Raw genomic sequence first — 20,678 nt, 5'->3', positions numbered from 1 at the left:
ATTATATGAGTAATGGGAAAAGTATTATTGGGGAAATCGTCAGCTGGCTTTTATCCCTTTCGGTAGCTCTTTTAGTAGCACTTTTCATAATATCCAACATAGTTTCGATGACTATGGTTATGGAGCAGTCAATGGAGCCGACATTCATCCAGGGAGATAGATTGATTGTAAACAGGGTAGGATATTTCTTTACGGATCCCCAAAGAGGTGAAGTTGTTATTTTCGATAAGAACCCGATTGAGAGAGGGTTGATCAAAAATATGATAAACGAGATAAAGGACATAAGAAACAATTTCAGGTTCAGATTCACCGGGACTGCAGAAAAGAATCTTCTTATCAAAAGAGTAATTGCAGTAGAAGGTGATCAGGTTGAATTGATTGAGGGAGAAGTATATGTTAACGGAGAAAAGCAGGATGAACCTTATATAAATACCATGACCTATTCAAGAGGAGACACTTATTGGAGTGTTCCTGAAGGAAAACTCCTTGTATTTGGAGATAACAGGGAAAACAGTCTTGACAGCCGTGTTCTTGGATTCATAGACAAGGATCAGGTTAAGGGAAAGGTCGCACTTAGAATATTTCCGTTCAGCAAGTTTGGAGTAATAGATTAGATAATCCAGGAGGTACAAAAATGAAAATGCCTGAGAGAATTGATTTGGCTAATTTACCTACAAGAATTGAAAAGATGGAGAGGCTTAGCAAGGAGCTTGACAAAAATATCTGGATAAAAAGAGATGACCAGACTGGAATGGAAGTATCGGGAAACAAGGTTCGAAAGCTTCAGTATGCAGTGAAAGAAGCTCTTGATAATGGTTGCAACCACCTAATAACCTGTGGCGGTATTCAGTCAAACCATGCACGTGCAACAGCTGCTGTTGCAGCAAAACTCGGTATGGGATGCACTCTTGTACTTAGGGGAGAAGAAAGGGAAGATAAGGAAGGAAATCTATTCCTTGAAACTCTTATGGGCGCCCATGTGGAATACATTACTGCTGAGGACTACGCTGAGTCAAGGGGGGACATAATGGAGAGCATCAGGCAAGAGCTTGCCAAAGAAGGTAAAGAGGCTTACATACTGCCTGAAGGTGCTTCAAACGGAATCGGTTCATTTGGGTATCTGGATGCATACCATGAGATAGTTGGGCAGGAAAAGGAATTGGGAATTCATTTTGATGCCATCGTTCTGACTGTTGGTTCCGGAGGAACCTTTGCAGGACTCTATGCTGGAAATAGACTGGATGGGGAAAAAAGGGATATCATTGGAATTAATATTTCAGCCAGTGCTGATCATTTTAAGAAAGTTGTTGCAGGCCTTGTTGAGGATATGAAAAGCTACGTGGACATAGGTTTTACTGTAAATCCTAAGGATGTTTCTATAATTGACGGATACCCAGGACTTGGGTATGCAATAAGCCAAGATGTGGAGCTTCAATTCATAAAGAGACTGGCGAGACTTGAGGGAATCATACTCGACCCTGTATATACTGGCAAGGCAATGTATGGTCTTGTCGAGGAAATTAAGAATGGAAACCTGGATAAATATAAAAACATTCTATTTATCCACACCGGAGGCATATTTGGATGGACCCGGGAGGTGAGAGGCAGAATATGAAGATTGAATGGAATGTTAGGTACCTTACAATAGCAGTATACTCCTTTGTAGTAATTTCATTGAGTATTCTTTTTTACCTCATAGCCTCTGATATAACAATATTCAGTGAGAAGGTTTCAGGTTTTTTTGGAACACTGCAGCCAATCATAATAGGTGCTGTAATGGCTTATCTCTTTAACTTTATTCTTGAGATTATCGAGAAGCACATTACAAATCCCCTTATGAAAAAGGATAGAATGCCACGGTTTAAGAATGCCCTGGGTATAATCATTACCTATGCAATAATAGGTACTCTGGTCTATTTGTTCATAATCATAATAATGCCTCAGCTTATATCTTCAGTTGCTAGACTTGTAACACTGGTAACAGATAATTTTGACGATATTTCTTTTTGGGTAATAGATCAGATTGAAAGTCTTCATATCAGAGAGGATTATCTTGAATATATCGTTGAGTGGTGGAATGGAGTACTGGATAATGTATTCGGATTTGTTACAGGGTTGATCCCAGTTATTGGAAGCATTGTTGGAGTTGTACTTGCCAGTGTATGGAACATTGCCATTGGTCTTGTGATTTCCGTCTACCTTCTTTTTGACAAGGACAGGTTCAGAGCATTGGGCAGAAAGGTAACTTACTCAATTTTTCATGGCCCAAGGGCAAACAGGATATTGGAGCTATCTAGAAGGGCAGATACAATTTTCGGAAGGTTTTTAAGCGGGAAAATCCTGGATTCAGTTATTATTGGAATATTGACCTATATCATACTCTTGATTTTCCATATGCCATTCCCAATACTTGTCTCCTTTATAATAGGGATTACAAACATCATCCCGTTCTTTGGACCATTTATCGGAGCGGTTCCATCGGTTTTCATAATAGCAATTGTTTCGCCTATCCAGGCACTTTGGTTTATTGTGATTGTGATCCTGATTCAGCAGTTTGACGGCAATATCCTCGGGCCTAAGATTCTTGGGGACTCTCTTGGAATATCGGCATTCTGGATCTTGTTCTCTTTGCTTATTGCAGGAAAGATGCTGGGCTTTATAGGGTTGATAATCGGAGTTCCATTGTTTGTATTCATATATTCAATTATCAAGGACAATGTTGAGAGAAGGCTTGCCAAGAAAGGCCTTCCGATAGAAACCAAGGATTACTTCTAGTTATTTGTTGTTAAGACTTAAGATTGTATGTCTTAGCATAAGCAAGGGATGGTATAAGATCATCCGTGGTGCTGAGTATTTCATTACGGCTTTGATCATCCCTCGGTGTTTTTCATCATAGCAGTGCACGCTGCAGCTAGAACAGAAGGTTTTTTTCTCAATAAAGGGACAATTGTCTACCTTGCTCAGGCAGTAGTCTGTAAGTTCAAGGTATTGTGTTTTGGTGAAGGAGTTGGAGTTACCCTTATAATAGAGGTCTATCATAAGGGATACAATTTCCTTTTCCCTTTGAATTTTTTCCTGAACAGATAAGGATTTCACTTTACCGGACCTCCTGGTTATTGACTTATATATATTGTAACAAAATTTAATCTTTTGAGAAAGAGTATGGTGAAAGCATGAAATACTTTAATTACGGAGACAAGGAAAAAGAATATTTATCAAATAGGGACCATGTAATGAGGGGGCTTATAGAAAAGTATGGACATATTGAAAGAGAAGTGAATCCAGACCCATTTTCAGCACTGGTTTCCAGTGTTGTCAGTCAGCAGATTTCAACAAAAGCAGCAATTACTGTTGAGAGGAGACTGGTAGAAAAGTCTGGTGGGCTTTCAGCCAATAAATTGAATTGTTTAACACTTGAGGATATTCAGGAATGTGGATTATCCTTCAGAAAAGCAGGGTATATCAAGGGTATAGCAGAAGCTGTAATAGAAGGTCAGATTGACTTTGAGAGTTTGAAGGCACTTTCCGATGAGGAGATAATCCAAACCCTTGTTGGTCTTAAGGGTGTTGGAAAGTGGACCGCGGAGATGATGCTGATATTCTCATTTGGAAGAGAGAATGTTTTGAGCTTTGATGACCTTGGAATAAGACGCGGATTGGAATCAGCTTACGAATTGGCTGAGGTTAAGAAGGAACTGCATCCTTATTTCAGGGAGCTTTTCAGCCCATATGGCACCGTTGCATCCTTGTATCTATGGAAGGAATCCGCAAACAGGCAGTAATTGAAAGGAGCTGGACAATATGAGAAAGATAGCGTTTTTTGCATTTAGAGGTGATGATATGTGCTTTATGCACCTGGTCTTAAATGCCATTGATTTTCACAACAAAGGAGTACCTGTAAAGATAATAATGGAGGGTGAAGCCGTAACTATTATTGAGAAGCTTGAAAAAAGTGAGAATAAACTTTACTTAAAAGCAAAGGATTTGGGATTGTTTGATTGTATTTGCAAGGCTTGCTCAGCCAAACTTGGCGTACTTGAATTCAATGAGACAGTTGGAATACCCTTAAAAGGCAATCTAGAAGGTCATCCTGCAATGGAAGACTACATAAAAGACGGCTACGAAATTATCACGCTTTAAACTAAAAAAAACAAGATGGAGTGCCCCTTTGGGGTGCTTTTTTGTGCCCAAATAATATTTTGATTCTAGAAAAGATTCATGTTATAATGAATAGGTGTAGAATTCAAACTTGTTTGAAAATTGCAGTAATTGAAAAGGTTATCATATCTTTAAAATTCTAGTTAGGGGGAATGTATCTTGAAAGCGTACTCAACGGATAAGATCAGAAACGTAGCCCTTCTTGGGCACAGCAGTAACGGAAAGACCACTTTAACGGAAGCAATGCTATTTGCAACAGGTGTAACTACAAGACAAGGAAAGGTAACAGATGGAAACACAGTTTCAGACTTTGATAAACAAGAAATTGCCAGGAGTGTTTCAATCGGAACAGCTGTAGTTCCTGTAGAATGGAATAATATTAAATTTAATATTCTGGATACCCCCGGATATTTCGACTTTATTGGAGAAATGTACGGAGCGAAGAGAGCAAGCGAAGGTTCAGTGCTTCTTGTTGATGCTTCTTCAGGAATTGAGGTAGGAACTGAAAAAGCATGGAAGAACCTTGAAAAGTACGACACTCCAAGAATTATATTTGTAAATAAAATGGACAAGGAAAACATCAACTTTGACAAGTTGCTTGAAGATTTGATAAGCAAGTTCGGGGACAAAATCGTTCCATTTGCATACCCTACTGTAACAGGTGAGGGATTCAAAGGCTTTGCAAATCTAATAGATGAAGTTGCATATGAATACGAAGGAAAAAATAGAAAAGAAGTTCCCCTAAGCGATGAGCAGAAGGAAAAAGTCAATGAATACAGAGAAATCTTTATGGAAAGGATCGCATTGTCTGAAGAGGAACTTATGGAAAAGTACTTCGAAGGCGAAGCATTTACATCAGAAGAGGTAACAAGGGGAATCAGAGGGAGTGTTTCAAGCGGAGCGCTCGTTCCATTAGTGGTAGGTTGTGCTGAAAAGGCAATCGGAGCTGACTTCCTGCTTGATTTGATACAAAGATATATTCCATCTCCAGCTGATGTTGGAAGTGCTACCGGAACCAAAAATGGACAAGAAATTGTAAGAAGGGTAGATGTAAACGAACCATTCTCAGCCATTGTATTCAAGACAATCGTTGACCCGTTTGTTGGAAAATTGACCTTGTTCAAGGTTGTTTCTGGCAAGCTAACAAAAGATACAGACCTCTACAATTCAACAAAGGAAAAATCCGAGAAGCTTGGAGGGCTGTTCATCCTAAGAGGAAAGAACCAAATTGAGGTTTCTGAAATAATGGCAGGAGATATTGGAGCCACTTCAAAAATGGCATATACTCAAACAGGAGATACCTTGTGCGAGAAATCAGACCAGACACTTTATGAAACAATAAAATATCCTCAACCAACTTTATTTATGGCAGTTGAGCCAAAGAATAAGGGTGACGAGGAAAAAATCGGTACATCCCTTAACAAGATGATTGATGAAGACCCGACATTTGTCATTGAAAGAAACACTGAGACAAAACAGCTGTTGATTGGTGGACAAGGCAATATGCAGCTTACAGTAATCGTCGATAAACTAAAGACCAACTTTGGTGTGGATGTAGTGCTGAAGAGTCCTAAGATTGCATTTAGAGAAACAATAAAAGGATCTTCAACAGTTCAGGGAAAACACAAGAAACAATCTGGCGGAGCCGGACAATACGGTGATGTTCATATGAAATTCGAACCAAGCGAGGAAGAATTCATCTTTGAAGAGCAGATCTTTGGAGGATCAGTTCCAAGAAACTTCTGGCCAGCAGTTGAAAAGGGAGTGAGAGAATCCCTTGAGCAAGGAGTATTGGCAGGATTCCCTGTAGTAAATATTAAAGCTATTCTTTTTGATGGGTCATACCATGATGTAGATTCAAACGAGATGGCATTTAAGATTGCAGCATCAATTGCATTCAAGAAGGGCATGGAAGCAGCCAAACCAATACTTCTTGAGCCTATAGTAAGGGTTGAGGTTTCAATACCTGAGGATTATATGGGCGATGTAATGGGAGACATGAACAAGCGTAGGGGTAGAATTCTTGGAATGGAGCAGCAGGCTGACGGTAGCCAGAAGATAATTGCAGAAGCTCCGCATACTGAAATGTTTGAATACGCAATTGACCTTAGAGCAATGACCCAGGCAAGAGGTAGTTTTACAATGAATTTCACAAGATATGATGAAGTTCCACAAATGATTGCAGATAAAATAATTGCTGAAGCAAAAGCAGAAAAAGAGAATAACTAGCCATCCATTCAGCCCGGTTTTATGCCGGGCTGAAAATTTCTGTAATAATTGAAAAAATAGGGTTTACATAGCATTACATTGTGGTATAATATTTATGAAAACTAAATAGCATTACAAAGAGTATGACAAATACACTAAGGCATTCCCTTTTTGTATGCTGTCAAACGATAAAGGCAAACCTATCGAGAGGTAGGGACGCAAAGCTATAGGGCCTGAAAAGGCAGCCAGCTACCGAAAGGAGAGTTTACAAATGAAGAGGAGAGTTCTGAGCCTTTTATTAGTATTTGTTTTTTTATTTGGGTCAATTGGAATATCAAACGCTGCAGAGAGCTTCGGCGTGACATCAATGGACAATAGTCAACTTAGGATAGATAGCGTAGCATACGGCAGCAATGTTAGAGTCATGGTTGAGAAGGGAACTGAAAAGTACTTCTACAGCATGAACAACACACAGGAACATATCCCTCTGCAACTTGGAGATGGACTATATACTGTTAAGCTTCTAAAAAACATCGAAGGAAACAAATATCAGGTACTTGGAAAATCAGAAATGAACGTTTCACAGTGGAACGAAAATGTATACCTGACTTCAAGTCAACCTGTATACTGGGCTAATCAAAGCCTGATGCCGGTATTGGCCAATGCATTGTTTCATGGTATGGAAACAGACTATCAGAAAGTGGTAAAGGCCTACAACCATATCACAAACAACATAAAATATGATTACGACAAGATTAATTATATAAACAATTCCTACATACCATCAATAGATGATACCATAACAAGTGGTCAGGGAATCTGCTACGATTACTCAGCCCTTTTTGCAGGACTTATGAGATCCCAAGGAATCCCTACCAAGCTTGTCAAGGGATATACTGCAGGAGTAGACGTATACCATGCATGGAATGAAGTCTATGTAAACGGAAGCTGGATGATAATTGACACAACATTTGATGCTGCCTATTACCAAAATGGTATGACAGTAGAGATGGCCAAAAGTGAACTTGATTATCAAAAAGTTAGAGAATATTAGATAATATTAGATTAAGCCTGTTAGGGCTTAATTTTTTTGGGTAAAAGACAAAGAAAGTCAAAGTCAGAAAGAAGGGATATTAATGGCAGGATTAAGCAACATTATTGAAAAATTCCTCAAGGAGTTGATTGAGGAAATGGACGGGGTTGTGGAAATTCAAAGAAATGAGTTGGCAAGCCAGTTTGAATGTGCCCCTTCACAGATAAACTATGTCCTAAGTACAAGATTTACCCCCTACAAGGGTTACTATATTGAGAGTAGAAGAGGCGGCGGTGGGTATATTAGAATAGTAAAAGTAAAGCTCCAGGAGGATATAAATCTGAACAATATCATTCAGAATATCGTTGGGGAGTCGCTTACTGAAAACAAAGCCTATGAAATATTGATTGCTTTGAAGGAAGAAGAAATAATAACCAGCAGGGAGGCTGAGATTATCAAGGCTGCTGTCAGTGACAGAGCATTTAATTGTGGTCCGGGGGACAGGAATGTAATTAGAGCTTCTGTTCTTAGAAATATATTGCTGATTTTGGTTAAATAGATTGGAGTGTGACAGATTATGAAATGTGAATCCTGCAATGAAAGGGAAGCAAAGATTCATTTCACCAGCGTAATAAATGGAGTTATGGAAGAGCATCATCTTTGTGAAGTATGTGCTTCAGGAATTCAGAAGGATCTTCATGAACAATTTCCTCTCCACAAGTTATTTGAAGGAATAGATATAGATACAAAATGTCCGAACTGTGGCTTAAGTTACGAGAAATTTAGATCTACAGGCAAGCTTGGATGCTCCAAGTGCTACGATGCATTCGGCAAGGAACTTGAGAATGTTATAAGAGGAATCCACGGACACACGAAGCATAACGGAAAGATTCCAAAGAGAGGCTATTCAATGATAAGGCATCAGGAAGATATCAATCATTTGGATAAGGAGCTTCACGAAGCCGTCAAGCAGGAGGAGTATGAAAAAGCTGCTGTTCTAAGGGATGAAATCAAGAGAATCAAGAAAGTAATGGATTCAGATAAAAGAGGTGATGAAAATGACCATATGGCTTGATCCGCAGGAGTATGACCCTGTTGTGGTAAGTACTAGGCTTAGGGTTGCAAGGAATATTCGGGAAGAGGTATTTCCATTGTATTCAACCAGGGATCAGTCCCGGGAGACTGCCGATGAGATAATTCAAGCAGTTAAGGAGCAGTTTCCTGAGGGTGAATACGAGTTTCATCGCCTAAGTGAAATGGAAAACAGAGATAGAATAAGATATATGGAAAATCATATAATCAGTCCAGGACTTCTTGAGAATATTGACAAGGGCAGCTTCTTTATGCGAGAAGATGAGAAGGTTACAATAATGATAAATGAAGAGGATCATGTTAGACTTCAGACATTGTTACCAGGTCTCAATCTGATGGGTGGCTGGGAGCTTTGTTCACAGATTGACGACCTTCTTGAAGATAAATTGGATTTTGCATATCATGCTGAATTCGGGTATCTGACTGCTTGTCCAACCAATACAGGTACAGGCTTGAGGGCATCTGTTATGCTGCATCTGCCTGGAGTAACAATGACGGGGCATATTGGCAGTATTTCAAATGCGCTTAGAAAGATCGGGCTTACAATAAGAGGAATATATGGAGAAGGCACCGAGGCGGTTGGTGACCTCTACCAGGTGTCCAATCAGTTGACTCTGGGTGAATCTGAGGAAGAGATAATTGAGAAACTGAACAGAGTTATCCAGCAGTTGATTAAAAGAGAAAAAAGCACAAGGGTATATCTAAACGAAAAGAAGTCTACAGAGATGGAGGACAAGGTCTACAGATCTCTGGGAATTTTGAGAAGTGCAAGAATTCTTTCTTCCAAGGAGGCCATGAAGCATATATCAATGATTAAGCTTGGTTCAGATCTTGAAATTCTTAAGGATTTCAGAGGTAGTGATCTCGTCAGATTAATGATATGGATTAAACCTGGAAATGTTCAGGTTTCTGAAAAAAGAGCAATGGATAAAAAAGAGAGAGACAGAGTCAGGGCTGACCTGACCAGAGAATATTTCAAGTAATGGAGGTAGAATATGGGAATGTATGGTAGATTTACAGAAAGAGCTCAAAAGGCAATTTTACTTGCTCAAGAGGAAGCCAAGAAGTTTAATCACAACTACGTTGGAACAGAGCATCTTCTTATGGGTCTAATTGCTGAGGATCAGGGAATAGCTGCTTTAAGTCTTAAGGAATTGGGTGCCACCATTGACAAGGCTAGAAAACAGGTTTACGATGTTGTTGGTATGGGAGAAGAAAGTGTAGAACTGGTAGGATTTACACCTAGGACCAAGAAAATATTTGAGCTGGCAGCTGCTGAAGCCAGAAACCTGGGGCACAATTATGTCAGTACTGAGCACTTGCTGCTTGGACTGATTGGAGAAGGTGAAGGGATTGCTGTTACAATATTAAGGAGGATAGGAGTAGACCCTGCGAAGCTTGCAGAATCTGTTGCCAAAAAGGTAATTGAGTCTACACCAAAGCAGCAACAACAGGCACAGCAACAACAGCAAAATGCAAAAAAAGGTGAGTCAAGTATTGAAAAGTACAGTATAGACTTAAATAAAATGGCACAGGACGGAGAAATTGACCCTGTAATTGGAAGAAAAAAAGAAATCGAAAGAGTCGTTCAGGTTCTTAGCAGAAGAACAAAGAACAATCCAGTACTCATTGGTGAGCCGGGGGTTGGTAAAACTGCCATAGCAGAGGGGCTTGCACAGAAGATTGTCGAAGGTGACGTGCCTGAGATCATTATCAACAAAAGAATTGTAACTCTTGACCTGCCTGGAATGATTGCCGGTGCAAAATATAGAGGTGAGTTTGAAGAAAGACTTAAGTCTGTTATGAAGGAATTGAAGGAAGCAGGGGATGTAATCCTCTTTATAGATGAGATGCATACAATTGTGGGAGCGGGAGCTGCTGAAGGTGCAATAGATGCATCCAATATTCTTAAACCAACCCTTGCAAGGGGAGAGCTGCAGATAATAGGAGCCACAACCATTGATGAATACAGGAAGCACATTGAAAAGGATACGGCTCTTGAAAGAAGGCTTCAACCTATAATGGTGGAAGAACCCAGTATTGCTGATACCATAAAGATTCTAGAGGGCTTAAGGGATAGATATGAAGCACATCATGGTGTAAAGATACAAGATGATGCACTGGAAGCGGCTGCAGAGCTTTCATACAGATATATTGCCGACAGGTTCCTCCCTGACAAAGCTATTGACCTTATTGATGAAGCTGCATCAAAAATCAGGGTAAACACTTATATCGCTCCTGATGATCTGAAGGATCTTGAGGAAAGGCTAGAGGAGCTTGAACATGAAAAGGAAGAGGCAATAAACACCCAGAATTTTGAAAAGGCTGCAAATGTAAGAGATCAGGAAAAAGAAATCAAGGAGCAGATTGAAAGCAGAAAGATAAAATGGCAAAAGCATAAGCAGGAGAATAATCTTGTGGTCGGATATGATGAAATCGCTGAGATTGTATCCAATTGGACAGGGGTTCCTGTAAGCAGAATGACAACTGAAGAAAGCGAACGACTGCTTAAGCTGGAAGAGGTTCTTCACAAGAAGGTTGTAGGGCAGGACCAAGCGGTCAAGGCTGTATCTGCTGCTGTGAGAAGAGCAAGGGTAGGACTGAAGGATCCGAAAAAACCGATAGGAAGCTTTATATTTGTTGGTCCAACTGGTGTAGGTAAGACTCACCTGGCTAAGGCTCTTGCTGAAGCGTTATTCGGTGAAGAGGACGCGATGGTAAGAATAGATATGAGTGAGTATATGGAAAAGCACTCTGTTTCAAGGCTTGTGGGTTCACCTCCGGGATATGTAGGTTATGATGAAGGCGGACAACTGACTGAAGCCATTAGAAGAAAGCCATATTCTGTAGTCTTGTTTGACGAAATAGAAAAGGCACATCCAGATGTATTCAACATGCTTCTTCAAATACTTGATGAAGGAAGGCTTACTGATTCCAAAGGGCGGACTGTTGACTTTAAGAACACAGTCATAATCATGACCTCAAATGCAGGCGCAACTTCCATCAAGAAACAGAATGTACTCGGGTTTTCAGCTGCAGAGGACAAGAATGTTCAGGAATATGACAGAATGAAGGAGATTATCACAGAGGAATTAAAAAGGACATTTAGACCGGAATTTTTAAACAGGCTGGATGAAGTTATTGTTTTCCACGGCCTTGAAGAAGAACAAATTGAAGAAATTGTGGATATAATGGTAAGAGAACTCGAAAAAAGAATGGAAAAGATAGGCGTTCGCATTCAGATTTCAGAGGATACCAAGAAGTATATATCAAAGCATGGATTTGATGCTGTTTTCGGAGCAAGACCACTTGAAAGAACAATCAGAAAGATGATTGAGGATCAGCTAGCTGAAGAGATTCTCAAAGGAAGCGTTTCAAAAGATGAAAAAATATCTGTTGAATACGATGGCGAAAAGCTTACATTCAACAAGACTGAATAGATGACAAAGGGAGCCGGGGGGAGAATTTATTGGCAAAGAAAAGTAAAATCAACAGATGCAGTGAATGCGGATATGAAATGGTTGGGTTTATGGGAAGGTGTCCTGAGTGCGGCGCTTTTGGCTCATTCCAGGAGGTGGATAGAAGCGAAGATAGTTCTAGGACAAAAAAAAGATCTTCTGCTAATTCAGAAAGACTTAACAAGATAGAGACAACTAACAGCCAGAGAGTCAAAACCTCCATCAATGAGTTTGACAGGGTTATGGGAGGTGGAATCATAAAGGATTCCATCACTATTCTTACTGCCAAGCCAGGTGCCGGCAAATCCACTCTGCTTCTCCAGGTTGCAAATGATCTGGCAAGACAGGGCATAAAGACTCTATACGCCTCCGGTGAGGAGTCAACATCTCAGATCAAGTCAAGAGCTGACAGGATACTAAAGGAGATTCACGACGATCTTCACGTAGTTTCTGACAACAACTTGAACTCTGTACTGGAAATAATCGAAAGAACTGATGCGAGATTTATTATTGTTGATAGTATCCAGACATTCACATTGGATGAATTTCCAACATCAAGGGCAGGCTCCCCGACACAGACAATGGAGTGTGCCTATGAACTTGTCAAGATCGCCAAGCGACCGGACAAACCAAGGATAGTATTTATCGTTGGGCAAATGACCAAGGACGATGAGCTGGCTGGAGTAAGAGCATTGGAACATCTTGTGGACACCGTGCTGATAATTGAAGGCGATAGCGGTGAAGAGCTTAGAAGTCTTGTCTCAACCAAGAATAGATACGGTTCAACCGGTGAAATGGGTTTTTTCAATATGACTGAGGATGGGATGGTTTCAATTGACAACCCATCTGAGTATTTTATGACAAAACGATCTGATGAGAATCAGGTTTCAGGAAGTGCATTAACTGTAGTAAGAGAAGGAACAAGGCCTATCCTTCTTGAAGTTGAATCTTTGGTATCACCATCTTTCACTCCATATCCAGCGAGAATTGGCGAGTCAATGAAAAGAGAACAGATGAACACTTTGGTGTCAATACTTGAACAAAGGGGTGCAATCCCTCTTTACGACAAAAATGTTGTTATTAAGACAACGGGAGGAATCAAACTCAAGGAGCATTCTGCCAATCTGGCTGTGATTGTAAGTATTGTCTCCTCCGTCTATGACAGACCTGTAGGAAGCGATACTGTGTTTCTTGCAGATGTAGGTTTGACTGGGGAGTTAAAGAAGGTGCCATCACTCCATGCCAGGCTTCGTGAGGCAGACAGAATGGGAATAAGGCTAGCGTTTGTATCTGGCGATTACTCTGAAGGAACAAGGCTTGAGAACTTAAAGGTAATGAAGTTGAGAACCTTAAAGGATGTATTGAACAAGGTATTTTAGTTAAAAAAGACACTCTGAAAACTTTCAGAGTGTCTTGTAAATTTTATTCGATTTTTACTTCATCCCGTAAACTCCAAGGGTTCTGGTTCTGTTTAGTTCCTTCTCGACGGTTTCTTTAAGACTGAAATCCAGAGTATTTGCCAAGGAAGCAAGAAAATAAATGTATGCTCCAATTTCCTGCTCAAGGACTTCCTTGCAGTTGGGGCATATTTCGCCTACAACGTGTGAATCCACTTTTGTCAATGCGTCGCTAAGAGATTCAGAACTGATATCCTGCTTTTCTGCTTCGATTTTAATACATCCACAGGATGTTACGGATTTTGCTACTGCTCTGTTGATTCTGGCATTGTATTCATCAAGTTTTGTCATAATGTCAAGGATGCTTTTATGTCTTACAAGTGTTCCAGAAACCTGATCCTGTAATTCTTCTATTAGATTTTCATTGTTTGTCCAGTTAACCATAGGGACCTCCTCTTGTTAAGTTCTCAATTTAATTATAAGGTCTATCACAGCGGGTTGTCAAATTGAAAATAGGTAAGCTGATAAAGATATTAAGATACGGTCATTAATTCAAAATAATATTGACAGAATTTATCCTTCTATGATAATATATTAACTTTACTTATGAGCAAATCTGCGTTATAATAGTATGATGAGGAAATACTATGGGGAGGTTTTAATATGTTCAAAATTGGCGATAAAATTGTTTATCCTATGCACGGTGCAGGAGTTATTGAAAAGCTCGAGACCAAAGAAATTTTAGGGGAGAAAAGGGAGTATTTTATAATCAAGATGCCTATTGGTGATATGAAGGTAATGGTTCCTGTATCGAATGTTGATGAGGTTGGCGTAAGGGAAATAATTTCTCAGGAAGAAATTGAAGACATCATGTCCATTCTTAGAGGACATAAGACTAAGATGCCTCAGAATTGGAACAGAAGATATAGAATCAACATGGACAGAATAAAAACTGGAGATATTCACGAAATTGCTTCTGTTGTAAGAAACCTTACTCTGCTGGATAAGGAAAAAAGCCTTTCAACCGGGGAGAGAAAAATGCTGAGCAATGCAAAACAGATGCTTCTTTCAGAGTTGGTACTTGTTACAGACCAAGAATACGAAGATATTGAAAAGCTTGTAGACAAGGAAATAATGGAAAATGAAGGCATTGTTGAAGACGAAGAAGATATCGTCGAAGTAGTGGAAGTAGTTGAAGTAGTTGAAACTGAAGAAAAAGTTGAAGAAAAAGTTGAAGAAAAAGTTGATGAATAAACTTATACTGGCAAATCATATCCAATAGGTTTATAATGAAGACTATGAAAAATCAGGAGGTGTAGTTATGGTTAAAAAAATAGCCAGGGTTCTGATTGGACTCTTTGGTATGCTTTTGGGTTATCTTGCATACACTGGGTTCAAGAACCTTGAATTGGTAAATGTCACTGGCGTGGCTGAGCTTGCTGCAATTTTAATTTTTATTGCTGTCTTTGGAATTATATTTTTTATTTTTTCTACTAAAATTTTAAGGCAAGGTCAGAATATAGCCAGAATTATCGAAGGAGAGCTACAAAAATTTTCAATCCAGAATATCGCGCTTGGAGCTGTGGGACTGATAGTAGGTCTTGTAGTTGCAACCCTTATAAGTCAACCCATCTATAGGTTGAATATTCCCTATCTGGGAGTTATTGCCTCAATAGTCTTGTATCTGCTTTTCGGATATCTGGGAGTAACAATACCAAACAGAAATATTGAGGACATTACGACATCATTGGGTAATTTCACGGGCAACATAGGAACGGGGAAGAAAAATCAAAAGGAAACGAAAGTAGTATCAGGTGCTTGCCCCAAAATTCTTGATACAAGTGTAATAATTGACGGTAGAATTGCCGACATAGTGAAAACCGGGTTTATTGAAGGGCCATTGGTGATTCCTGTATTCGTACTGGAAGAGCTTCAGCATATTGCAGACTCATCTGATGGACTCAAGAGAAACAGGGGAAGACGTGGACTTGACATACTTAATAGAATTCAAAATGAATTGGATACTGAGATCATTATCCATGAGAAAGAATTCGCGGAAGTAAATGAAGTTGATTCTAAGCTCTTGAAGCTGACTCAGTATATGCAAGGGAAAGTAATCACCAATGACTATAATCTTAACAAGGTTGCCGAGGTTCACAGAATTGAGGTGCTAAACATAAATGAGTTGGCAAATGCAGTAAAGCCAGTTGTGCTGCCAGGAGAAGAGATGGTAGTTCAAGTTGTAAAAGACGGCAAGGAAGCAGGCCAGGGTCTTGCATATCTTGACGATGGCACCATGATAGTAGTAGAATCAGGTAGAAAGTTTATTGGAGAAACGATTGACGTCATTGTAACATCAGTACTGCAAACATCCGCTGGACGCATGATATTTGCAAAACCTAAATCATTGTATGACAAGGTAAGCTAGAGGATGACTGAATTCTTTTCAATCAATTGTTTGTTGAGGTGGTCAAATGTATAAGGAAAATTTCGTGTCAGTGATAATTGCTGCTGCAGGAATGAGCAATAGAATGGGCAGCAAAATAAACAAACAGTTTATTGTCATTGACAATAAGCCAATACTTGCCCACACAATCGAGAAGTTCGAGGCATGTAAGTATGTTGACGAGATTATCGTTGTGTCCAAGGAGCAGGAAGTAGAGTACTGTCGCAAGGAAATTGTTAGAAAGTACGGCTTCAGAAAAGTGACAAACATCATAAAAGGCGGCAAGGAGAGGCAAGATTCCATATATAACGGTATCATGGCATTGAATGAAAGAACTGACATAGTTCTAACTCATGACGGCGCAAGGCCTTTTGTAAGGATGGAATCCATAATAGATGGGATTAAGGGCGCTCTGGAATTTGGTGCCTGTGTAGTAGGTGTGCCACTAAAGGACACCATAAAAGTAATTGAAGAAGAAAACAAGGTGCACCATACACCCAATAGGGCTCTGTTGTGGGCAGCACAGACTCCGCAGTGCTTCCAGATCAATCTATTGAAGGAAGGTTATGAATACGCCATCTCCGAGGGGATTTTAGGTACCGACGACAGCTCTCTCGTTGAAAAAAAGGGATACCCCGTCAGGATGATTATGGGTACCTACGACAACATAAAAATCACAACTCCTGAAGATCTTGTGGTCGCCGAGTCCATTGTCAAGGACAAGACTTTAAGCATCTTGGGAAGAGACTAGGAAGTGAAGCTTGATGAGAGTAGGAATTGGATATGACGTTCACCAGCTTGTTGAAGGTAGAAAGCTTATAATCGGAGGAGTCGAAATCCCTCACGAAATGGGTCTTTTAGGTCACTCTGATGCGGATGTTCTGGTTCACAGCCTTATGGATGCAATATTGGGTGCCATGAGCGCAGGTGATATTGGAAAGCACTTTCCGGATACGGACATGGCTTACAAGGACATTTCAAGCATGGTTCTACTGGAAAGGGTCTATGAAGTGATGATGAAAAAAGGCTATAGGTTGGTTAATGCAGATAATGTAATTGCTGCACAAAGACCAAGGCTAGCACCATATATCGACCAGATGAGAGAAAACATAGCAAAGATTCTGAATGTCCCAGTTGAGGACATTGGTCTGAAGGCAACTACCACTGAAAAGCTGGGCTTTGAAGGCCGAGAGGAAGGGATATCCTCATATAGCACTTGTTTGCTTGAAAAATCAATTGACAATAAAGACGTTTTTGTGTAAACTAATCATTATTAGCTTTGATGGGAGCTATTATTGTATCATGGTCCAAGAGAGGAAATCCAAGGCTGGAAGATTTCTGTCCCTCTGATGCAGGAACCTGTCCCGGAGCTTTCCGACAAAACGGAACGTTTGGCTACGTTACAGCTGTTGAGTGAACCCAATGGGTTTATAAGAGTGGTACCGCGGAATATACCTTTCGTCTCTTGGTGAGATGAAAGGTTTTTTTATTGTCATTATAGTCGTTCAATTTTTTTCAATCAGTAACCTTCAATATAGGAGTATCAGGAAAAGCCATCTAGTGTTTCTCGTTTGCTTTTCTTGTTTTTAATAAAATACAGAATGAGGTGAAAAGTATGAAAATGTCTAAAATGTACATGCCTACTTTGAGGGAGGTTCCTTCAGAAGCAGAGATACCAAGTCATCAGTTGCTTTTAAGAGCAGGGATGATCAGAAAACTTGTAAGTGGAGTTTATTCCTACCTTCCTCTTGGTTACAGGTCAATCAGGAAAGTGGAACAGGTCGTACGGGAAGAGATGGATGCTTCGGATTCCCAAGAATTGCTTATGTCAGCAATACAACCAAGGGAGCTTTGGGAAGCATCAGGAAGATGGGAAAACTTTGGTCCTGAGATGTGGAGACTTAAGGATAGAAACGACCGTGAGTTTTGTCTTGGGCCAACTCACGAGGAGTACTTTACTGATCTTATAAAGGATGAGATAAAGTCATACAAGCAACTTCCACTAAACCTCTATCAGATTCAGACTAAGTACAGAGATGAAAAACGCCCTAGATTTGGATTGATGAGGTGTAGAGAATTTATTATGAAGGATGCCTACAGCTTCGATGTGGATGAAGATGCCATGAGAGTTGCATACCAGAATATGTGGGATGCTTACGACAGAATATTTACAAGACTTAAACTAAACTACAAGGTTGTTGAGGGTGATTCAGGATCGATGGGAGGAAGTGTATCCCATGAGTTCACTGCCATGAGTGATGTTGGAGAAGGAGTCATTGCCTATTGTAAGAGCTGTGATTATGCTGCTACTGATGAAAAGGCCAAGGTAATCTATTCAATTCCTCAGTCTGACGAAGTTGAGAAAGAGATGGATAAGGTTCAAACTCCAGAAGTAAAGACAATTGAGGCTCTTGTTGGCTTCTTCAATACTGACAAATATAAGTTTGGGAAGGCTCTTGTATTCCTGGCGCAAGGAGAACCGGTTGTAGTTGTAATACCTGGAAACAGAGAACTTAGTGAAACCAAGCTTGCAAATTATCTAATGATTCCAGGACATGAGCTTGAAATGGCTGAAGAAGATACAATCAAGAAAATATCAGGTGCAAACAAAGGCTTTACCGGGCCAGTTGGTCTCCTTGATGGAACGAAGCTTCTTGTTGATAAACGAGTTACAACTATTAAAAACATGGTTGTAGGAGGCAATGAAACAGACTACCACTATATAAACGTGAATTACGGAAGAGATTTCCAAGGTGAAGTTGTGGAGGACCTTCTGATGGTTGAAGAAAATGACATTTGTCCGTCCTGTGGCGAGCATTTGTACCTTGACAGAGGAATCGAAGTAGGAAACATATTCCAGCTTGGAACTAAATACAGCGACAGTTTAAAAGCTAAATATCTGGATGAAAACGGCAAAGAGAAGCCTTTTGTAATGGGAAGCTACGGGGTTGGTGTATCCAGGAGTGTAGCGGCTGTAGTTGAGCAGTACCACGATGAAAAGGGAATAGTATGGCCATTTGTAATCGCACCTTATCATGCAATTATTACAATTGTAAATATAAAGAATGAAGAGCAGGTCGAACTGGGAGAAAAAATATATGAGAACCTTAAGAAGGTGGGTATTGAAGTTCTCTTGGATGACCGAAACGAACGACCAGGAGTAAAGTTCAACGACAGAGAACTTATTGGTATTCCTGTGCAAATAACTGTTGGTAAGATGGCTGGTGAAGGAATTGTTGAATATTCCTTAAGAAAAAGGGATGAAAAGAAGGAAGTTAAAGAAGACCAGCTTCACGAATTGATTCTGGAAGCATTTAGGGAAGAAGGATTTTATCTTTAACAGTCAACAAAAAGGGTATTAAGAGACAAAGGATCCATATGTAATCAGGAGGTGTTTAAATTGAATGATATAAGAGTTAGATTTGCTCCAAGCCCCACGGGATATCTTCATATTGGAGGCTTGAGAACTGCATTGTATAATTACCTTTTCGCCAAGAAGAACGGCGGAAAGTTTGTTTTGAGAATTGAGGATACAGATCAGACCAGATTCGTTGAAGGGGCAATTGAGAATCTGATTGACTCCCTTCACTGGGCAGGCATTCAGTATGACGAAGGAGTGTTTGTTGAAGACGGCAAGATAGTTGAAAAAGGAGATTTTGGACCTTATGTCCAGTCAAAGAGACTGAATATATACAGAAAATATGTGGATGAACTAATTGAAAAAGGTCATGCCTACTATTGCTTCTGCTCAAAGGAAAGACTAGATGCAATAAGAGATGAGCAGAAAATGAAGGGAATGGTTCCAAAATACGATGGATTCTGCAGGAATGTATCCATTGAGGATGCAAAAAAGAGAGTAGCAGCAGGTGAAGACCATGTTGTAAGATTAAAGCTACCTCACAACAAGGACATCCATTTCCATGATCTTGTAAGAGGAGACATTACAATAAATACTAATGATATCGACGATCAGGTTCTTCTGAAGTCAGACGGATTCCCAACCTATCACATGGCTGTTGTTGTGGATGACCACCTGATGGGAATTACACACATAGTTAGAGGGGAGGAGTGGCTTCCATCCACTCCTAAGCACATATATATGTATGAAGCTTTCGGTTGGGAAAAGCCAACCTATGTGCATCTTCCAACTGTCCTAAACAAGGAGAGAAAGAAGCTTTCCAAGAGACATGGGGATGTATCGGTTGATGACTTCAAAACAAAGGGATATTTACCTGAAGGACTTGTAAATTACCTGGCTCTAGTAGGTTGGAGTCCAGATGGAAACGAAGAAATCCTAACCATGGAAGAAATGGTTGAGAAATTCACCTTTGATAGAGTGTCCAAGACAGGCGGAATATTTGACAAGGACAAGCTTGACTGGGTAAACAGCCACTACATCAAGAGCGAAAGTTTGGAAAGAATCAAGGGTATGACACTTCCGTACCTAATAGAAGCGGGATATATGGATGAAACATTTGCCAAGGAGAACTCAGGCTGGGTGGATGTATTGATTGAAACCGTAAGGGAAGGACTTTCTACTGTTACTGAAGTTGTCGATAAAGTCCAGTTTGTATTTGAAGAGGATCTGCTATATGAATCTGATGCATATGATGAGTTTCTAAACAATGAAAACGGAAGAATCCTTATGGAGTCCATTGTTAAGGAAGCTAAGGAATCTGAGGAGATCACAATGGACAATGCCAAGGACTTTATGAAGAAAATCCAAAAGAACACTGGAATCAAGGGTAAGAATCTGTTTATGCCTACAAGGGTAGCTCTGACAGGTAGTGCCCATGGTCCAGAACTTGTAAATGTTCTCTACCTTCTTGGAAATGATAAGATTGCAGAAAGGGCTCAAAAGGTACTGGACATAATTGACTGATGGC

General features: G+C 40.0%; 20 protein-coding genes and 1 riboswitch. Of the genes, 18 read left to right on the top strand and 2 right to left on the bottom strand.

Features of this window, described 5'->3' with window-relative positions:
- The first annotated feature begins 5 nt into the window (after positions 1 to 5).
- From lepB to ACOEN1_RS01070, 3 genes are read left to right on the top strand one after another with little or no spacing between them, the layout of a single operon-like run.
- Positions 6 to 614, top strand: a complete 609-nt coding sequence (lepB, locus tag ACOEN1_RS01080) for a signal peptidase I (RefSeq protein ID WP_422484560.1) — start codon at positions 6 to 8, stop codon at positions 612 to 614.
- A 20-nt stretch (positions 615 to 634) separates the two neighbouring features.
- Positions 635 to 1,615 (top strand): D-cysteine desulfhydrase family protein, encoded by a 981-nt coding sequence (locus tag ACOEN1_RS01075; RefSeq protein ID WP_422484559.1) that lies wholly within the window; start codon positions 635 to 637, stop codon positions 1,613 to 1,615.
- Entirely contained in the window at positions 1,612 to 2,775 is a 1,164-nt protein-coding gene (locus ACOEN1_RS01070) for an AI-2E family transporter (RefSeq protein ID WP_422484558.1), read from the top strand. The genes ACOEN1_RS01075 and ACOEN1_RS01070 overlap by 4 nt, the downstream gene beginning before the upstream one ends.
- On the opposite strand, the gene ACOEN1_RS01065 is transcribed toward ACOEN1_RS01070, so the two are convergent.
- Positions 2,776 to 3,096, bottom strand: coding sequence for a nitrous oxide-stimulated promoter family protein (locus tag ACOEN1_RS01065; protein ID WP_422484557.1), 321 nt, complete (start codon positions 3,094 to 3,096; stop codon positions 2,776 to 2,778).
- A 77-nt stretch (positions 3,097 to 3,173) separates the two neighbouring features.
- Here ACOEN1_RS01065 and ACOEN1_RS01060 point away from each other — a divergent pair, with 77 nt between their 5' ends.
- From ACOEN1_RS01060 to radA, 9 genes are all read left to right on the top strand, one after another.
- Positions 3,174 to 3,782, top strand: coding sequence for a DNA-3-methyladenine glycosylase family protein (locus ACOEN1_RS01060; RefSeq protein WP_422484556.1), 609 nt, complete (start codon positions 3,174 to 3,176; stop codon positions 3,780 to 3,782).
- A gap of 19 nt (positions 3,783 to 3,801) precedes the next feature.
- The gene (locus tag ACOEN1_RS01055; RefSeq protein WP_422484555.1) at positions 3,802 to 4,140 is read left to right on the top strand and encodes a cytoplasmic protein; all 339 of its coding nucleotides are present in this window, start codon (positions 3,802 to 3,804) and stop codon (positions 4,138 to 4,140) included.
- Positions 4,141 to 4,317: 177 nt separating this feature from the next.
- Positions 4,318 to 6,387, top strand: a complete 2,070-nt coding sequence (gene fusA / locus ACOEN1_RS01050; protein ID WP_422484554.1) for an elongation factor G — start codon at positions 4,318 to 4,320, stop codon at positions 6,385 to 6,387.
- Between the two features lie 162 nt (positions 6,388 to 6,549).
- A riboswitch (cyclic di-GMP riboswitch) is annotated at positions 6,550 to 6,623 on the top strand.
- A 14-nt stretch (positions 6,624 to 6,637) separates the two neighbouring features.
- Complete coding sequence (locus tag ACOEN1_RS01045; protein ID WP_422484553.1) at positions 6,638 to 7,420, top strand: transglutaminase-like domain-containing protein; 783 nt, start codon at positions 6,638 to 6,640, stop codon at positions 7,418 to 7,420.
- 82 nt (positions 7,421 to 7,502) lie between these two features.
- A complete protein-coding gene (locus ACOEN1_RS01040) occupies positions 7,503 to 7,958 on the top strand; it encodes a CtsR family transcriptional regulator (RefSeq protein WP_422484552.1) in 456 nt (151 codons plus the stop codon).
- Between the two features lie 18 nt (positions 7,959 to 7,976).
- On the top strand, positions 7,977 to 8,474 hold the full coding sequence (locus tag ACOEN1_RS01035; protein WP_422484551.1) for a UvrB/UvrC motif-containing protein: 498 nt from the start codon (positions 7,977 to 7,979) through the stop codon (positions 8,472 to 8,474).
- A complete protein-coding gene (locus tag ACOEN1_RS01030; protein ID WP_422484550.1) occupies positions 8,458 to 9,474 on the top strand; it encodes a protein arginine kinase in 1,017 nt (338 codons plus the stop codon). The genes ACOEN1_RS01035 and ACOEN1_RS01030 overlap by 17 nt, the downstream gene beginning before the upstream one ends.
- A gap of 12 nt (positions 9,475 to 9,486) precedes the next feature.
- On the top strand, positions 9,487 to 11,931 hold the full coding sequence (locus ACOEN1_RS01025; RefSeq protein ID WP_422484549.1) for an ATP-dependent Clp protease ATP-binding subunit: 2,445 nt from the start codon (positions 9,487 to 9,489) through the stop codon (positions 11,929 to 11,931).
- A gap of 29 nt (positions 11,932 to 11,960) precedes the next feature.
- A complete protein-coding gene (gene radA, locus ACOEN1_RS01020) occupies positions 11,961 to 13,328 on the top strand; it encodes a DNA repair protein RadA (protein WP_422484548.1) in 1,368 nt (455 codons plus the stop codon).
- Positions 13,329 to 13,382: 54 nt separating this feature from the next.
- Here radA and ACOEN1_RS01015 read toward each other — a convergent pair whose 3' ends face one another.
- Positions 13,383 to 13,790 (bottom strand): DUF1573 domain-containing protein, encoded by a 408-nt coding sequence (locus tag ACOEN1_RS01015; RefSeq protein ID WP_422484547.1) that lies wholly within the window; start codon positions 13,788 to 13,790, stop codon positions 13,383 to 13,385.
- A gap of 219 nt (positions 13,791 to 14,009) precedes the next feature.
- Here ACOEN1_RS01015 and ACOEN1_RS01010 point away from each other — a divergent pair, with 219 nt between their 5' ends.
- From ACOEN1_RS01010 to gltX, 6 genes are all read left to right on the top strand, one after another.
- Positions 14,010 to 14,600: a CarD family transcriptional regulator gene (locus ACOEN1_RS01010; protein WP_422484546.1), complete on the top strand. Its 591-nt coding sequence runs from the start codon at positions 14,010 to 14,012 to the stop codon at positions 14,598 to 14,600.
- 67 nt (positions 14,601 to 14,667) lie between these two features.
- Positions 14,668 to 15,774 (top strand): PIN/TRAM domain-containing protein, encoded by a 1,107-nt coding sequence (locus ACOEN1_RS01005; protein ID WP_422484545.1) that lies wholly within the window; start codon positions 14,668 to 14,670, stop codon positions 15,772 to 15,774.
- A gap of 46 nt (positions 15,775 to 15,820) precedes the next feature.
- Complete coding sequence (gene ispD, locus ACOEN1_RS01000; protein ID WP_422484544.1) at positions 15,821 to 16,543, top strand: 2-C-methyl-D-erythritol 4-phosphate cytidylyltransferase; 723 nt, start codon at positions 15,821 to 15,823, stop codon at positions 16,541 to 16,543.
- A 13-nt stretch (positions 16,544 to 16,556) separates the two neighbouring features.
- On the top strand, positions 16,557 to 17,054 hold the full coding sequence (ispF, locus tag ACOEN1_RS00995; RefSeq protein ID WP_422484543.1) for a 2-C-methyl-D-erythritol 2,4-cyclodiphosphate synthase: 498 nt from the start codon (positions 16,557 to 16,559) through the stop codon (positions 17,052 to 17,054).
- Between the two features lie 353 nt (positions 17,055 to 17,407).
- The gene (locus tag ACOEN1_RS00990) at positions 17,408 to 19,132 is read left to right on the top strand and encodes a proline--tRNA ligase (RefSeq protein WP_422484542.1); all 1,725 of its coding nucleotides are present in this window, start codon (positions 17,408 to 17,410) and stop codon (positions 19,130 to 19,132) included.
- Between the two features lie 60 nt (positions 19,133 to 19,192).
- Entirely contained in the window at positions 19,193 to 20,674 is a 1,482-nt protein-coding gene (gene gltX / locus ACOEN1_RS00985; protein WP_422484541.1) for a glutamate--tRNA ligase, read from the top strand.
- Positions 20,675 to 20,678 lie beyond the last annotated feature (4 nt).

The sequence above is a fragment of the Gudongella sp. DL1XJH-153 genome (genome assembly GCF_049310905.1).
Taxonomy (GTDB): Bacteria; Bacillota; Clostridia; order Tissierellales; family Tissierellaceae; genus Gudongella.
This window is presented reverse-complemented; position numbering and strand designations above follow the sequence as displayed.

Bases quoted from the DNA above. Each gene is read 5' to 3' on its own strand.
- ACOEN1_RS01025 (WP_422484549.1), top strand. From the start codon at position 9,487: ATGGGAATGTATGGTAGATTTACAGAAAGAGCTCAAAAGGCAATTTTA.
- ACOEN1_RS01015 (WP_422484547.1), bottom strand. From the start codon at position 13,790: ATGGTTAACTGGACAAACAATGAAAATCTAATAGAAGAATTACAGGAT.
- ACOEN1_RS01040 (WP_422484552.1), top strand. From the start codon at position 7,503: ATGGCAGGATTAAGCAACATTATTGAAAAATTCCTCAAGGAGTTGATT.
- ACOEN1_RS01030 (WP_422484550.1), top strand. From the start codon at position 8,458: ATGACCATATGGCTTGATCCGCAGGAGTATGACCCTGTTGTGGTAAGT.
- ACOEN1_RS00990 (WP_422484542.1), top strand. From the start codon at position 17,408: ATGAAAATGTCTAAAATGTACATGCCTACTTTGAGGGAGGTTCCTTCA.
- ACOEN1_RS01005 (WP_422484545.1), top strand. From the start codon at position 14,668: ATGGTTAAAAAAATAGCCAGGGTTCTGATTGGACTCTTTGGTATGCTT.
- ACOEN1_RS01070 (WP_422484558.1), top strand. From the start codon at position 1,612: ATGAAGATTGAATGGAATGTTAGGTACCTTACAATAGCAGTATACTCC.
- ACOEN1_RS01045 (WP_422484553.1), top strand. From the start codon at position 6,638: ATGAAGAGGAGAGTTCTGAGCCTTTTATTAGTATTTGTTTTTTTATTT.
- ispD (WP_422484544.1), top strand. From the start codon at position 15,821: ATGTATAAGGAAAATTTCGTGTCAGTGATAATTGCTGCTGCAGGAATG.
- ACOEN1_RS01055 (WP_422484555.1), top strand. From the start codon at position 3,802: ATGAGAAAGATAGCGTTTTTTGCATTTAGAGGTGATGATATGTGCTTT.
- lepB (WP_422484560.1), top strand. From the start codon at position 6: ATGAGTAATGGGAAAAGTATTATTGGGGAAATCGTCAGCTGGCTTTTA.
- ispF (WP_422484543.1), top strand. From the start codon at position 16,557: ATGAGAGTAGGAATTGGATATGACGTTCACCAGCTTGTTGAAGGTAGA.
- ACOEN1_RS01075 (WP_422484559.1), top strand. From the start codon at position 635: ATGAAAATGCCTGAGAGAATTGATTTGGCTAATTTACCTACAAGAATT.
- ACOEN1_RS01060 (WP_422484556.1), top strand. From the start codon at position 3,174: ATGAAATACTTTAATTACGGAGACAAGGAAAAAGAATATTTATCAAAT.
- ACOEN1_RS01035 (WP_422484551.1), top strand. From the start codon at position 7,977: ATGAAATGTGAATCCTGCAATGAAAGGGAAGCAAAGATTCATTTCACC.
- ACOEN1_RS01010 (WP_422484546.1), top strand. From the start codon at position 14,010: ATGTTCAAAATTGGCGATAAAATTGTTTATCCTATGCACGGTGCAGGA.